The sequence below is a fragment of the Bacteroides reticulotermitis JCM 10512 genome (genome assembly GCF_000517545.1).
GTDB lineage: Bacteria > Bacteroidota > Bacteroidia > Bacteroidales > Bacteroidaceae > Bacteroides > Bacteroides reticulotermitis.
This window is the reverse complement of record NZ_BAIV01000049.1, coordinates 1-16,511: the sequence shown is the minus strand read 5'-3', so window position 1 is coordinate 16,511 and position 16,511 is coordinate 1. Positions and strand designations below refer to the sequence as shown.

At 42.9% G+C, this 16,511-nt stretch carries 7 protein-coding genes, 1 tRNA gene and 5 pseudogenes; 10 read left to right on the top strand and 3 right to left on the bottom strand.

Going from position 1 to position 16,511, the window contains the following annotated elements; translation table 11 throughout:
• The 6 genes and pseudogenes from JCM10512_RS21705 to JCM10512_RS20105 all read left to right on the top strand — a co-directional run.
• Positions 1–681 (top strand): annotated as a pseudogene (locus JCM10512_RS21705) (SusC/RagA family protein); the annotation flags it as partial.
• A gap of 12 nt (positions 682–693) precedes the next feature.
• Positions 694–2,313: a SusD/RagB family nutrient-binding outer membrane lipoprotein gene (locus JCM10512_RS20125; protein WP_044165652.1), complete on the top strand. Its 1,620-nt coding sequence runs from the start codon at positions 694–696 to the stop codon at positions 2,311–2,313.
• A 24-nt stretch (positions 2,314–2,337) separates the two neighbouring features.
• A pseudogene (locus JCM10512_RS24965) lies at positions 2,338–3,383 on the top strand (glycoside hydrolase family 18).
• Between the two features lie 14 nt (positions 3,384–3,397).
• Positions 3,398–4,537, top strand: a complete 1,140-nt coding sequence (locus JCM10512_RS20115; RefSeq protein WP_148298501.1) for a DUF1735 and LamG domain-containing protein — start codon at positions 3,398–3,400, stop codon at positions 4,535–4,537.
• A gap of 60 nt (positions 4,538–4,597) precedes the next feature.
• Positions 4,598–5,992: a BT_3987 domain-containing protein gene (locus JCM10512_RS20110; RefSeq protein WP_044165650.1), complete on the top strand. Its 1,395-nt coding sequence runs from the start codon at positions 4,598–4,600 to the stop codon at positions 5,990–5,992.
• Positions 5,993–6,024: 32 nt separating this feature from the next.
• A complete protein-coding gene (locus tag JCM10512_RS20105; RefSeq protein ID WP_044165646.1) occupies positions 6,025–6,996 on the top strand; it encodes a hypothetical protein in 972 nt (323 codons plus the stop codon).
• Positions 6,997–7,107: 111 nt separating this feature from the next.
• Here the strand turns inward: JCM10512_RS20105 and JCM10512_RS20100 are convergent.
• Positions 7,108–8,526, bottom strand: a pseudogene (locus JCM10512_RS20100) (ATP-dependent DNA helicase).
• Between the two features lie 194 nt (positions 8,527–8,720).
• Here JCM10512_RS20100 and JCM10512_RS20095 point away from each other — a divergent pair.
• Both JCM10512_RS20095 and JCM10512_RS20090 read left to right on the top strand, forming a co-directional pair.
• Entirely contained in the window at positions 8,721–9,500 is a 780-nt protein-coding gene (locus JCM10512_RS20095) for a DUF3822 family protein (RefSeq protein ID WP_044165645.1), read from the top strand.
• Positions 9,491–10,024, top strand: coding sequence for an RsmD family RNA methyltransferase (locus JCM10512_RS20090; protein ID WP_044165642.1), 534 nt, complete (start codon positions 9,491–9,493; stop codon positions 10,022–10,024). Before JCM10512_RS20095 ends, JCM10512_RS20090 begins: the two co-directional genes overlap by 10 nt.
• 4 nt (positions 10,025–10,028) lie before the next feature.
• On the opposite strand, the gene cls is transcribed toward JCM10512_RS20090, so the two are convergent.
• Together cls and JCM10512_RS20080 are read right to left on the bottom strand one after the other, a co-directional pair.
• Positions 10,029–11,468, bottom strand: a complete 1,440-nt coding sequence (gene cls / locus JCM10512_RS20085) for a cardiolipin synthase (protein WP_044165653.1) — start codon at positions 11,466–11,468, stop codon at positions 10,029–10,031.
• A 101-nt stretch (positions 11,469–11,569) separates the two neighbouring features.
• Positions 11,570–14,508, bottom strand: a pseudogene (locus tag JCM10512_RS20080) (TonB-dependent receptor).
• A 302-nt stretch (positions 14,509–14,810) separates the two neighbouring features.
• Here JCM10512_RS20080 and aroB point away from each other — a divergent pair.
• Together aroB and JCM10512_RS20070 are read left to right on the top strand one after the other, a co-directional pair.
• A pseudogene (gene aroB, locus JCM10512_RS20075) lies at positions 14,811–15,870 on the top strand (3-dehydroquinate synthase).
• Positions 15,871–15,938: 68 nt separating this feature from the next.
• A tRNA-Pro gene (locus tag JCM10512_RS20070) sits at positions 15,939–16,012 on the top strand.
• Positions 16,013–16,511 lie beyond the last annotated feature (499 nt).

Genomic DNA, 16,511 nt, shown 5'->3' with positions numbered 1-16,511 from the left:
AAAGACCGCATGGATGTAGGTGGGCTATCCAAAGCACGTTTCATCTTGAAAAAAGGTGGTTCATTGGGAGACCTTTACTCACAGGCTGATCTATATCGCGATTCTAACAATAACATCTATGTAGATGCCACCGGTTCGGTGAAAGTAGATGACAAGGTAGATGATATCTATTTGGGTTCTATATCTCCTAAAGCAAACATGGCATGGAGAAATGATTTCCAGGTAGGAGACTTTGGATTTGGCTTCCTTCTCACAGCTCGTTTGGGTGGAATTGTTTACTCTGCCACACAAGCAGTACTTGACTCATACGGAGTATCGGAAGTTACAGCTGCGGCTCGCGACAAAGGAGGTGTGGTCATCAATGGCGGAGACGTTATCGATGCGAAGAAATGGTACACTGCTGTAGGTGCAGATAGCGGTATTCCGCAGTTCTATACGTATAGTGCTACAAACCTTCGTCTGCAAGAAGCATCTGTTAGCTACACGATTCCAAGAAGCAAGCTAAAGAATGTAATGGACATCACCCTGTCTCTAGTAGGTCGCAACCTATGGATGATTTATTCCAAAGCTCCCTTCGATCCGGAAGCAGTTGCCACTACCGGAAATTACTATCAGGGAATTGACTACTTCATGATGCCAAGTCTTCGCAGTGTAGGATTCAACTTGAAACTTAAATTCTAAAATACGGATATTATGAAAAGAAATAGCACAATAGCCAAGTTTATTGCCGTAGGCGCCATACTTCTCAGTACTGCCGCTTGTACAGCTGACTTTGAAAAATATAATAAGAATCCACATGAGCCGGATCTTGATGAAATGAATCAAGGTGGATATCTATTAGGAGCACTGATCCTGAATTTACAGGATATGATGATGCCCGAACAAGAGAACCTCTCTCAATATGTAGACTGTTTAATGCCGGGCGGACTCTCCGGATATGTAGCCGACTCCAATCTGGGTACAGGTTGGTCCGGACGTTTTGCTACCTACAATCCATCGGACAATTGGTTGAGAGTTCCATTCAACGACTTCTACGAGAAATTCTACCCCAACTACTTTCAGATGAAAGATCAGGTTGACGACGAGTTTTTTCTATCATTAGCCGAACTCTTCCGCATTGCTACCATGTTGCGTGTAACCGATACATACGGACCGATACCTTATTCACAGGTTGGAGTAGCAAACGCCATTAGATCACCTTACGACTCACAGAAGGCGATTTACAACAAAATGTTTGAAGACCTCGATAATACGATTGCCATATTGACCAAATACTCAACCCAGCAATTCAACTCCGGATTCGACCGAGTATATGGAGGAAATACAGTTGCATGGGTGAAATTTGCGAACTCACTGAAACTTCGCATGGCCATACGCATATCCTATGCCAACCCAACATTGGCGCAACAGAAAGCAGAAGAAGCTGTAAACTCTGAAATAGGTGTAATGACCGCTGCCAGTGATGGAGCTTTCCGTAAGGTAGCCGACCATAATCCGTGGGAACGATTCATGCCTAACTGGTCTGACGCTCGAATCTCTGCCGACCTTACGTGCTATATGAATGGCTATAGCGATCCTCGCCGCCCTGCCTATTATGGCATAAGTACGTTTACCGCAGTTTCGGGTGAGAAATATACAGGCACCGAGAAGTATGTCGGTCTCCGTCGCGGAATCAGACAAGGAGAGTTTAATAGTTGGTCACATGGGTACTCTTGCATGAAAGTTAGCACAAGTGATGATATTCTGATTTTCCCGGCTTCCGAAGTAGCTTTCCTACGCGCAGAAGGAGCACTTAGAGGTTGGAACATGGGCGGTACTGCTAAAGAACTTTATGAAACAGGTATTCGGACTTCATTCGAAGAACGGAAAGTAAATGGAGCAGACACCTATATGAACAACAACCTTAGCGTTGCCGAAGGGTATACCGACCCACTTAAGGGTTCTTCCGGGCAACCATACGATTATTCAGGATCTACAAACAGCCTGATCACCGTTGCTTGGGACGAAGGCGCCGGCTTTGAAAAGAACTTAGAAAGAATCATTACTCAAAAGTGGATTGCTATCTTCCCCAATTGCATGGAAGCATGGTCTGAATACCGCCGCACCGGATATCCTAAACTTATGCCAATGGCAGCCAACTTAAGTGGAGGTATTGTCAATGATGCCGAAGGTGCACGCCGCCTACCATATCCAACCAATGAATATCGGGAAAATGGCGAGAACGTAAAAGCAGCTGTCAGCACATTGGCTCAAGAATCAAATAACAAAAAAGGAGATACAATGGCTACCCATATTTGGTGGGATTGCAAATAAGCTAATTAATCTGTTTATAATAAAATGAAATATATGAAAAGGAATAAGAAACATACTATTTTCGGGATCTTATTTTCCATGCTGACAATAGCTGTCATTACATCATGTAGCGATTGGACAGATGTAGAAAGTGTTGATCTCGATCAAGCCAATATTGCCAACAAGAATCCTGAACTCTACGCAAAATATTTAAATAACTTGCGCGAGTATAAAAAGTCCGATCACACACTGGTATATGTTTGGTTCGACAACAGTGAAAAAACACCTTTCACCCGTGCTCAGCATATAATTGATTTGCCGGACAGTGTAGATATAGTAGGTATGATACATCCCGACAATCTAACTGACTGGGAATTGAAAGAAATGGCGAAAATCCGTACTGATAAAGCTACAAAAGTTATTTATAGCATTGATTTCGAATCAATCAAAGCTGCATATAATACCAAATTGGAGTTGGCTACCGAGGAAGAACCGGTATCCGAAAGTTTTGTTAGCTTCTTAATTGATTCTCTGGGATATTCTTTGTCTTTAGCAAACAAGTATGATTATGACGGTATCTGCATTACCTATGCAGCAAATCCCGCCTACATATGCGTCCCGATGAACTGAAAGAATATACGGCCAACGAAACTGCTTTCATTAATATGGTTACCGACTGGCATAAGCGCAATCAGCAAAAGATTATTTCTTATGAAGGGAAACCGCAAAACCTGATAGATCCGTCTTTACTCGACGATTGCCTGTCCATTCTGATTTCCGGAAAAGAGGCCACTAATGCCAATGCATTAACCTATAACTTGCAATTGGCGGTCAAAGAGAATATTCCTGAAGATCGCTACGGCATGGTGGTTATGGCAACTGACCTCAATGATCCGAACAAGAAAATTGGATATTTCGCCGATGGCTCATTAGCCATTAAAGGATTGGCCGACTGGGCTCCCATTGCGTATGGCGGAATTACAGTTAAAGCTGTCGGAATCTATAATGTGTCCACAGACTATCACACATCTGCACAGGATTACTTCTATACAAGAGAACTAATATCGAGTGTTAATCCATCTGTTAAATGAAAGGAGATTTAATTATGAGAAAGATCATGAACAACTTATTCTCTTCATTGCTTGCCACATCCTGCCTGCTGGCAGTATGCACCTCTTGCGAAGATATGGAGAATTATGATAATAAAGCTTTCACCAGTTCTGCTAAGGTTGGAACAATCTTATTAAAAGGAACCAACGAGACAGAAGATATGGTGATTCAAACGGCCATTGCTAAGCCGGAGCAAAAAGATATAAAGGTTACCTACAAAGCAGATTCTACGTTGGTAGATATGTACAACCTCACGTATGATGACAAAGCAGTTATTTTACCAAAGAAGTTCTACGCAATTCCGGAGAATGTTTCTACCATCGCAGCGGGAACCGTCAAAGGCAATGATGTCGGCATACATTTCCAAAATCTATCCGACCTGAATCGTGATTCTATATATGTATTGCCTGTAACTGTTGCAGACGCCAGCATTGACTTTTTGAAGAGTACGCGTACTACCTATTTTGTAATAAAGGGAGCAGCACTAATCAACACCGTTGGAAATATTACAGAGAACTTCTTATCACTGCAAACGCCAGCGACTTCTACACTTAAGGATATGAAGCAACTGACTGTAGAAGCTCTTGTACGAATAGAAAAATTCGACAAACTGATCAGTACGATTATGGGTATTGAAGGCGGCTTCTTGATTCGTATCGGTGATGCCGGAGTTCCTGATAACCAGATTCAGGTAGCCTCAAGCAACAATGTTACCGATCCAAGTTGGCAACTTACTACGAATGAGTGGATTCATATGGCTATCACCTATGATTCATCAAACGGAGCAGTTGACGTATATCTAAACGGAGTTAAAAAAGGCGCTACACAAATAACAAGCTACCGCAGAGAAGTTAATTGGGCAACTAGCAGCTTCTACGTAGGTAAGTCTTACGACAATAACCGCTGGTTAGAAGGAGATATTTCCGAATGTCGCATCTGGAATCGTGTACTAAGTGCCGATGATATAAAAGCTAAAGACCATTATTATGTAGTAGCGCCAAACAGCGAAGGCCTGGTAGCATACTGGAAGTTTGACGAAGGCAGTGGACAACTCATCAATGACCGCACAGGCAATGGAAATACCCTAGTAGCTAATAAAACAATTACTTGGAAGCCTGTATCATTACCTAAATAAGCGCCTTATTTACTAAATAAAACAAATCATGAAACATATTAATTATATAAGCTTGAAAAGTTGGCTTGCAGCCTCGTGCTGTCAGGCGGTTTGTTTGTCGCTTGCTCCGATGATGTATCAGTCGGACAATTGGACGAAAACCAATACACGATAAGTGATGGTGTTATGGGATACATCAGTGATAATAGCGGAAAACGGATGTTCTCAAACACTGAGTTTCGCAGCGAAGGCAGCCTTCCCTTTCATCTGAAGACAACAGCAAAACTAACAACAGAAGCATCTGTAGTTGCTACTTATGACGAAACAGCACTCACCGAATACAATACCAAAAACGGGACGGAATATGAAGCATTCCCTAAGAGTGAAGTAACCTTAGAGAATGAAGGTGTTATAAAGTTAGCAGCCGGTTCGGTTGTATCATCTGATATGAATGTTTCTTTCACATCAGACGGTAGCCTGTCGCCCACCAAGAGCTATGTCATCCCTTTACGTATGAAAGTCGCTTCGGGCAACTTTGAACTTCCTGAAATAGATCAGACACGCTTGATCTTTGTTAAAGACCTAACAGGTATTCCTGATTGCACAAAATATGTAGACGGAAAACCAAGTGTCAAAGTATTCAGTTGCATGGAAATTAATGATACCAATCCGCTTAACAATCTAAGCTTTACCCTTAAAAGTAATGGAAAGCCGTTAGTAGATGCGCTCATTCTTTTCTCAGCAAACATCAACTACAATGCGGAAACCGGACGTGTCTACATCTTCAATAATGAAAATGTACAAGCCCTACTCGACCAACGCGAACACTACCTCAAACCCTTGCAGGATAGAGGTATGAAAATCATCCTGGGTTTATTGGGCAACCATGACCGTTCCGGCGTTGCGAATATGTCTAAAGAAACAGCGCAGGCATTTGCTCAGGAAGTAAAAGCCATGTGCGACGCCTACCAATTGGATGGAATCTTTGTAGACGATGAATACTCCAAATATGAATATTCGAACATAACACCTGGTTTTGTGTATCCGGGCAAAGAGCCGGCAGCTCGTCTTTGCTATGAAGTAAAGCAGGCGCAACCCGAAAGATGGGTTATTGCATATGCCTACAGTACAACCTATGGGCTTCCTTCAATAGACGGGGCTCAATCCGGTGAATTCGTAGATTATGCTTTACACGATTATGGTAATGCCAGTGATTTATCAAGTTCTTTCCCGGGAATGCCTAAATCCAATATGGGATTATACTCACAAGAGTTTGCCCAAGGACGTACTGCTAGTGAAACGAATTTAAAGAATATGCGTACGAATGGGTACCTATCACATATGATTTTTGCAATGGATCCTAACCGTAGTAATTTTGAGAATAGCCAATTACCCGCTATGCAAAGAATGGCACGCGCTTTCTACAATGATGAGTTGGTATTCGATGGAATTAAATATCCGAAAGATTGGAAATAGTCAACTTGTGTAACTAGTAAAACAAACAAATTATGAAGAACTCAAATAAAATAATGCTCTTATTGCTTTCTGTGTTATTGCCGATGGGCTTCACCGGATGCAGTGACGATGACGAAATACCTGCGGTTGATAACAGTACCGAGTTGGAAATTGGCGTAGAATCTCTGAGGGTTAAGATTGGCGCTGAAAATAAAACGGCTCTGGATATAAAGCAGGGAAACGGAGAATATTCAGTTTTTGCTTTAGATGAAAGCATAGCCAAGGCATATGTTGAAGATGGCGAGGTAGTAGTTGAAGGTGTATCGAACGGGGAAACGCTCATTGTTGTTTCCGACAAAGGAGGGTTTTACCGCAAATTACCTGTTTATATATACACAACAGATGTCTTAACTCTGGAGAAATCAGAAGTTGAGTTAATAACAAAGCTCGGACATGTTGGGACATTCGAGACTCATGTGGTATTAGGTAACGGTGGATATACAGCCAAGGCTGATAACCCGGCAGTAACTGCTGTTATCACAGAAGAAGGTGAAGTTACTATTTCAGCTAAATCTAAACCGGAAGCATACACTGCAACACTAACAATTACAGATTGTACAGCCCTATCTGCTACCGTGAAAGTTTCAGTGAGTGCTACGACCAAGGCCTTTACTGAAGAAGAACTGGCCGTCATCAAAGCAGACGGCACCCGCCGCTATTACCTTGACGGGAAAAGCGATAGCTATATGAGTTGGGGAACAAGTATCAATTCTGAAAATGAAAACGGAGATGTAATATACGGCTGGCAGTATTACACTTATTACCTATATAAATTATCATTTAAAGGCGGTAAGACTGTCGGAAAGAAAACCGAAGGTTTATTCAACGCGAAGGGAGGACTCGGTACTCATAATGAAAGCATCGACTTAGAAATTATTCAAAATGACGGAACCAATGTTTGGGGTATATTTACCTTCACCAAAGACGAAGTCCTTCACTATGGATACTTCTGCGATAAGAAGTAAGGAACATTTTAAAAACTGATTTAATAAAGCCTGTTCACTCTTCGTGGGCAGGCTTTAATTTTATCGATACAGGCGCCACTTCTTGAGTTCCGCCTTAATTCTATCAAACGTTTATAAAATCTGTTCTTTGGGATAATTTACCAGATACAAAGTCTTGGTGGCCCGGGTAAAAGCCGTATAAAGCCAACGAAAATAGTCGGGCGTCAGGTAGTCGTCGGTCATATAGCCCTGATCTAAGAAAACATTTTGCCATTGTCCGCCCTGCGCTTTATGGCAAGTCACCGCATAAGCATACTTCACTTGCAAAGCATTATAATGCGGATCAGCCTTCATCTTCTTCATGCGGTCACGTCGATTAAGAATATCCGCATAGTCTTCGAGCACGGTGTAAAACAAACGGTCATTGGCTTCCTTAGGCAATGCAGGGGCTTCGGAGTGAAGCGTGTCGAGCAGCAGATTGGCATCCATTTCAAAATCATCCTGATCGGGGAAAGTAAGGGTTACCTCCGCAAAGCGAAAACCGTAGAGTTCACGCGTTCGGCGTACCCGTCTGACTACCGCTATTTCCCCATTCGCTATAAAGTCCATCTCCTTGTACTGCTCGGTCCAATAGTAGTTATTTTTAGCTACCATCAACATATCGCCTGTATTCAGCTCGTCCTCCCGCCAAAGAATCTGGCACGGATGCCGTTATTATACAAGTTGGCACGTTTTGTTCGAGCGACAAACAATGATCGTTTCATCCATCCCATCCCGATCGTAACAATTGCTGATCTCCTCGATTAGCTCGGTACCGGGCACAACTTTGATGTCCGGAAAACCTGTTACTTTGATGCGAGGCAGGGAGTCACATTGATCTTTCGCCATCAAATTCCGTAATTGGGTAGCATTCCACAAAATACCGGATTCCAGTTCCTGACGAACAACTTGCGTCAAATCCACTTCGCGTACTTCCAACCCATAGCCCTTCAAAGCATCACCAAAAAGAGCCGGACTCAACTCCTCTCCGACCGGCGGAAGCTGGGCCGTATCACCCATCAACAGCAAACGACAACCTTGCCCGGAATAAACGAATTGCACCAGATCGTCCAACAAACGCCCTGTACCAAACATACTCCCGGAGATCCCCTCATTGGAAATCATCGAAGCCTCATCTACAATAAATAAAGTATGGGTAGCCAAATTATCATTAATCGAGAAATTGGATGTCTCGTTGGAAAACGACTGTTGCCTATAGATCTTCTTATGTATTGTAAAAGCCGAATGTCCCGCATAACCCGAAAAGACTTTAGCCGCACGCCCCGTCGGAGCAAGCAGTACCGACTTTTGTTGCAACTGATCCATGGTCTTAACCAGTGCTCCTACCAGCGATGTTTTACCCGTTCCGGCATATCCTCGCAGAATAAAAGCCCCATCAGATGAGGTAGAAAGCAGAAACTCAGCAAGAGATTTCACCGCCTGATCCTGTTCAAAAGTTGGTTGATAAGGAAAATTTCCTTTAATTTGTCTCTCTAAATAGTTATTTATCATTTTTTGTACGAGAAAAAAGCTCTCGGGAGTATTTTTGTTCTATTTTTGCAATGCGAATATAACAACTTAAAAGCAATATCAGAATGAAAACCACATTTTATATTGAACCATTCGCATAAAAGAGGTACAAGAAAAAGAAATGACTAACAAGAATACAGCTGGTCTGTTAATGATATGAACAATAGCATTGGCAAATGGGAATAACGGTAAATTTCACTAAATCCGAGCAATACACACTCTCTTTCCGCCTAGGTACGGACGGATTTTCTTTCTCAATCTACAACCCTATTCAGGAAGATTCCCTGACGGTTATAGAGAGGGAGGTTGACTCATCCTTATCGCTCACTGCCAATCTTAAGAGCGCTTTCCGTGAACTGGAGTTCTTAAGCTATAGCTACAAGCGGATCAACATCATGATAACCGGCAAAAGGTTTACGACCATCCCGCTGGAGTTATTCGAAGACGAACAGGCCGAAGTCATTTTCCACCACAATCATCCCAAACGGGAGAACGAGATCATTCTCTACAACGTACTTAAAAAGAATAGCGTCGTAGTGATCTTTGGAATAGATAAAAGTGCGTACTCTTTCCTGCTGGAACAATATCCTGATGCCCGTTTTTATTCGCAGTCGAGTCCACTCATCGATTTCTTCTCGACTAAGAGCCGACTGGGCAACAGCCGGAAAATGTATGCGTCCTTGCGACCGGACGCCATCGATCTCTATGGCTTTGAACGAGGCCATCTATTATTGGTCAACTCATTCGAATGTGCACATATCCAAGACCGGATATACTACCTGCTCTATACATGGAAGCAGTTGGGATTCGATCAGGAGCGCGACGAGCTACACCTGACCGGAGTGCTGGCCGACAAAGAGATACTTATTCAAGAACTAAAAAAATACATATTGCAGGTATTCATCACGAACCCTGCTACTAATATTGATATGCAAGCTTTATTGACATGCGAGTAATTAGCGGAATTTATAAACGAAGAAGATTTGACGTGCCACATACTTTCAAGGCGCGTCCAACCACCGATTTTGCGAAAGAGAACCTATTCAATGTTCTCATCAAATATATTGATTTTGAAGATGGCGTAACAGCACTCGACCTTTTTGCCGGAACCGGCAGCATTAGCATCGAATTAGTATCCAGAGGATGCGATCGGGTGATCAGTGTTGAGAAAGAACCGGCACACTACTCTTTCATCTCTAAAATCATGCGAGAGATACAAACAGATAAATGCATCCCCATCCGTGGCGATGTATTCAAATTTATCCGTGCCGGCCGGGAGCAGTTTGATTTTATTTTCGCCGATCCCCCTTATGATTTAAAAGAGTTGGAGTCAATTCCGAATCTGATATTCGAGAAGAACTTACTCAAAGAAGATGGAATACTTGTATTGGAGCACGGTAAACAAAACAATTTCGAAGACAATCCCCATTTTCTGGAAAGAAGAGTATACGGTAGCGTAAACTTCTCGCTCTTCAAATAAGCGACTAAAGTAACGGAGCCATCAAGCGTACGACCGATTCGGCCGCTTTCTGCTTCCAAGAGCGTTTCACCCAATTTTTCTGAAAGATCTGGATGCATTCGCGCTGATCTTGTAAGAACACCTCTTTCATTTCCAGCGCCGTTTCCATGTCATACATAAATGCGTTCACCTCAAAGTTGTGTTCAAAACTGCGGAAATCCACATTCGTCGAACCTACGGTAGAAAGCATATCATCCGATACCATCGTTTTCGCATGCAGAAATCCTTTCTTATAGAAGTAGACTTTAACCCCGGCCTCAAACACATCCTCCAGGTAAGAACAAGACCCTAAGTGCGTCAACCGGTTATCAGCCCGGTCCGGTAGCATCAAACGTACATCGACACCGGATAAGGCAGCTGTCTGCATAGCAGTCAGTATTTGCTCGGTAGGCAAGAAATAAGGAGTTTGTATATAGATGTAACTCTTAGCACTGGTAATGGCTATCAGCATCCCCTGCATGATTTCCTTCCAGGGGCCAATCGGCTCACTGGTGACAATCTGCGCCAACGAGTTTCCACAAGTTTCTATTTTCGGGAAGTAACGGGAAGCCGTAATCAACGTACGGTCCACAAAATACCAGTCGAGTAAAAAAGCCGTTTGCAATCCGTGCACGGCCTTCCCCTCCATCATGATATGCGTGTCGCGCCAGATACCCCATGAAAAACCACGCATATAGCGTTCAGCCAAGTTCATACCGCCTACAAAGCCCACGCACCCGTCAATCACAACGATCTTGCGATGGTTACGGTAATTCACCTTACTGGTAAATAGCGGAAAGCGAACCTTTAAGAAACTTCGAACCTCAATACCTGCCTCGCGCATGGCTTCAAAAAAATGATTGGGTACATGCCAACACCCTACATCGTCATAGATAACCCGGACTTCCACCCCTTCACGGGCTTTTTCGATGAGTACATCTCTCAACATCCGACCAATGGCATCATTCTCTATGATATAGTACTCCATGTGAATATGCCGCTTGGCCTTTTGAAGTTCGCGAAGCAAAGCCTGAAGTTTGGTATACCCACCCGTGTATATCTCCACCCGGTTGCCCTCAAAAGGAAAAGCCTGATTCGTTTCGCGAAAGAATGAAATAAGACGGGTATATGCGGTAGGTAGTTCCGAGTAGTCCTGCGCCAGATACTCAGCCATAGGCTTCTTCATCAAGCGGTCGTAACTCTTTTGCCCGATAATACGTACTCTTCGCTGACTTCGACCGAAAAAGAAATAAAATATCAATCCCACAATAGGCAAAAACATCAATACCAAGATCCAGGCCATTGTTTTCACCGGATTGCGATTATCAAGCACGATAACAATTATCGTACTAATAATAGCCCCGAAGTAAACGATGTCAAATGTAAGGGTAGCTATCTGGCTGGCAATGAGATTCCAATCGATCATAGAAACAAAAATAAGTAAAAAAACTTCTCCAAGCAAAAAAAACTCCGCCTTATGCAGGAAACTTTTGCATCAAGCGGAGTTGCTAAGGTCAAGAAGCGTCTTTAATGCCCTCTTCCACCTCCATAACCTCCTCTGTGAGAACCGCCACGCATGCCGCCACGCGATCCACCATCGAATCCACCTGACGCATACCGCTACGAGCCTCTTTATTGCCAAAAATATTCAAGCGATAAGAGAAACGAAGCATCACATAGCTATTGATTGCGTTATATTCGGAGATAGAACGTATCTCAGAGGTTAGCGTACGGCTAATATTAGTTTGTTGTTTCAAGATATCATAGACTTCCAGAGTAACAGTTGCCGCATTCCCCTTCAAGAAGTTCTGCGCAAGTTGTGCGTTCCACACCAGTTCATTCCGGTTCATGCTCGCATCCCGATACCCTCGCCGGGAATTATTCGTTAGATTGGTAGAAACACTCATATCCCAAGGAAGGAAAATATTGGTACTTGCTCCATAACCAAACGTATAAGGCTCCTGATTGCTCTCGGAACGTAATTTATTGCGTTCAAAATTATAGTTAATCGACCCGTTTACAGTAAACTCAAACCAATCGTTTCGGTACGTACCACTCAACCGCTCAGACAAAGACAAATTGGTCGAAGTGTTCTTTTCATCAGCTTGTAAGTTGTTGTTATAAAGATAACTTACACTATTATTATACCCCAGATCCGAGTACGTATTCACCGTAAATTTCTTATTATTCTTGAGCGCTGTGTTGTAACCGAATCCTCCGTAAGCATTCCAATTACCGTTGATGTTTTTCGGCTGTACAATTGTACCCCCCGTCTCCTCGTTATAAATCGTACTATTGTTTATGCTATTTTGAGTTGCAGAGAAGTTAACATGTGCCATAATCCCTTCTTGTTTTTCCGGATTATACGTATTATAGAACATACGCACGTTGTGTGAAAAGGAGGGTTTCAACCCCGGATTACCCTTGCGAATATTCAACGGATTGGAGTCATCGGTGATGTCTAATAAGTTCTCCATGCCCGGCTGACTAGCACGTCCGCGATAGGTCACACGCAGCTGACTCTGTTTCGAGAATCGATAGCGGAAATCAATATTCGGCGAAAAGTTGAAAACCGATCTTGTCACAACCGTATCAATCTCTTCTTTCCGGTAATCCAATTTGGTGTTTTGAGGCTGGAATGACAGACCTACGCTCAACTGATACTTCTCACGAATAAAACGCAGACTGGTACCTATGTCGTGGTTATAATATTTATACTGAGCGTATTTGCTCAAGCTATCTACATAGTTATCCAAATACCCTTCCGGTAAATCATCCCCCAAGTTCCAATCCCAAGCCTGACCCGCATGCGGCATTAAGTCATACGTTCTTCGGTCACTGTTGCTATACTTATATTGAAACCGATAACTGAATTGCAAGAAAGTAGCTTTTGCAATCGGTTCGCTATACGTCAGCTGAGCGGAATAATCATAACTTTTGGTTGGGCTAGTTATGTATTGCTTGCGGTTATCATCTCTATTGTCATTGTAATAATGAGTCTTGGAATCACTGTATTGATCATTTTCATTATTGCCATAGTTGAATGTACCTCTCAACGTGATGTTTCTTCCTTCATTATTTAGCTTGCGGTTAACCTGTAAAGAAGCATCTCCCGAAAAGCTGTTACCATCGGACAAAGAATTGTTATTACTAAGATTCACGCGAATATCCCTCAGCGGATCACGAGTTGGGTTGTTAACCCACTCATCGGAATTCAGATAATCATTCGGATTTGATATAATTCCAAACGGATCCTGATTAAACGTTCCCGATTCAGAGATCGACAGTCCGTCCGTCTTACCATAATTCACATTCGGTCGGAAAATGATATTAGTCAATGTATCCGGTTTCCACTCCAACCGAAAGTCAGCATTAAATGCTTTATTTTTATTCCGATTACCGTTATTTGAGTTAGAGAATGAGTTAGTCCCTCCTTCTTTTAAGAAGCGCTCGGAAGAGTTTACAGAACTGGCATCCGCGTCTCTATAATTAAAACGGGCACTACCTCCCATTTCGAGCTTACTTGTTTGAGTCGCAAAGTTCGCACCCAACTCTTTAGTAGCAGTCAACCCGTTGTTTCCTCCACGGAAGCGAGGGCCGCCACCTCCACCTGAGAATCCCTGATCATTCACATTATTGGCAGAGCCGATCACCGAAAACTGGTTATTTTCTACAAAGCGATTTAACATCAAGCTACTGGAATAACGATCTTCGGTACCTAAAGCGCCATCTATATTACCAAACCAACCTTGGTTCATTCCCTTTTTGACCTTCAAGTCAAGTACCGTTTCTTCTTCTCCGTCATCAATTCCGGTAATTCGGGCTAAATCCGATTTCTTATCATACGTCTTAAGCTTATCAATCATATTGACGGGCAGATTCTTCAAGCCGGTCTTCACATCGCCGCCGAAGAACTCTTTACCTTCAACCATGATCTTCTTAACCTCTTTCCCGTTAATTTTTACATTTCCGTTATCATCAATTTCAGCTCCGGGCAGTTTCTTGATTAACTCCTCCAACATAGCTCCTTCCGGCGTACGAAATGCTGCTGAGTTGTATTCCAAAGTGTCCTCTCTCATGGTCACCTGAGGAGCCTCAGCCGTAACCACCGCTTCACTCAACATCATGGCATCGGGGTCGAGCGAGATTGTACCCATCTTTTTATCAGGCGCACTATTCGTTAGCTGAACAGGAATCAATTTCGTTTTAAAACCAATATAAGAAACCTTTAGGAGGTACTTTCCTGCTTGCACTTTGGACAACGTAAACGCGCCTTGGTTATTACTGGCTAAACCTGTAGTAAAAGTACTGTCGGGCAAAGCCAACAACTGTACCGTAGCTTGAGCAGCCGGCTCCTTCGAATCGCTTTCAATTACGCGTCCCGAAACGGTAATCACTTTATTCTGGGCTAAAACAGAGAGAGTGCAAAAAAGTGTCAGCACCATCCAAGCAGATATTCTTTTCATTAGTCTTAATTCGTTTACATTTAATAGTAGCAATAACGTCCTTTTGATCCTAAACAACATAAAAGGTTTAATTCAGGTTCAGTTATCTTTTGATAAATTCATTAAATACTGTTTTTTCGCCGACTAAATCGGTCTAAATCAGGACTAATCCCCATATACCCGCTTTTCCGAAAAAATAAAAAACCGAAGGAAGTAGGCGGAAGTAAATATCAAATCTAACGATATAATACGTTTTAGCACGACAAAAGGAAGCTAAAAAAAATATAATCCTTACATTTGTAGCATAATCAGCAAAAAGAATCATGAGCAAACAAGAAGTTATTCTCTGCGAGAACCTGGAAGAGAGTCTGGGACACGCCCTTGAAAAGTGTCCCCACGATAAACTATTCATCCTTACGGACGAACATACCGACCGTTTATGCCTTCCTGCGTTGAAAGAAGTTCCTCAATTGAAAAACGCTATTGAGATCCGCATCGGTGCCGAAGACATACACAAAACGCTGGACACACTTGCATCAGTTTGGATGGCACTAAGCGAAAAAGGCGCCACACGTCACTCGTTGCTAATCAACCTGGGTGGAGGTATGGTAACCGATCTCGGAGGTTTCGCAGCAGCCACTTTTAAACGGGGACTGGCCTATATCAACATACCCACCACGCTATTGGCAATGGTCGACGCTTCTGTCGGTGGTAAAACGGGAATCAACTTCAACGGATTGAAAAATGAAATAGGTGCCTTTGCACCCGCCAACAGTGTATTGATTGAAACCGAATTTCTCCGTAGCCTGGATGCACATAATTTCATCTCAGGCTATGCGGAAATGTTGAAACACGGACTTATAAGCGACAAGGCACACTGTAGAACTGCTGGCATTCGATACTGAGAACATCGACTATGCCTATCTCAAAGAGTTGGTTGGCCGTTCTGTGCAAGTAAAAGAAGACATTGTCGAACAAGATCCTTTCGAACACGGCATTCGCAAAGCACTCAACCTGGGACATACAGCAGGACATGCTTTCGAGAGTCTGGCTTTGGCGCAGAACCGCCCCGTATTACATGGTTACGCAGTAGCTTGGGGAGTTGTGTGCGAGCTCTACCTATCGCATATCAAAGTAGGATTTCCCAAAGACAAGATGCGTCAAACCATTCAGTTCATTAAAGAAAACTACGGAACATTCACCTTCGACTGCAAGCAATACGAGCAATTATACGCGTTTATGCAACATGACAAAAAGAATACTTCCGACACAATCAACTTTACACTCCTACGTGAAATCGGAGATATCTGCATCAACCAGACAGCCGACAAAGATACAATCTTTGAAATGTTAGATTTCTATCGGGAGTGTATGGGCTGCTGATGAAAGGGAATAAAAAGCAAAAAACATTTGCATTTTCAAAATAAAGCAGTACTTTTGCAACCGCAATTCGGGATGTAGCTCAGCCCGGTAGAGTGCTCGTCTGGGGGGCGAGTGGTCGCAAGTTCGAATCTTGTCATCCCGACTACCGATAAAGCATTAATAATCATTAGGTTATTAATGCTTTTTTCTTTTTACAAACGTATGAACAGACCGCTTGAAATCTCACCCCAACCAATGCTTTATAGACAATCGCCTATTTACTTCTCGAAAATCCGGATTAAACCAGCTAAACAAAAGGTTGTGATTTTGTCTTTCAGGTTTCATTTTAAGACCTAATCAACTCGTATAAAAGCATTTAAGGCTGAAAGCTGTGATCCTAAACAGCTTTCAGCCTTCAGTTTTTTGTATTCAGGTTTTCTCTGCCCATGTCGATTCAGCTGCCTAAAGTTATGGAACCAGTAAACTCTAGACAAGCAACTATTTCTGCTTCTGCACAGCAGCAATTTAGCTAGCCAACCCAAGTTGGCCGGACAGACGACCTATGCCGGCCGATCAGCCAACCTGATTATTCAATCGGCCAACCTACGTTGGCTGCTAACAAAACCGGTTTAAGTTGTTTGCTACGGAAAAGTCCGTAGACC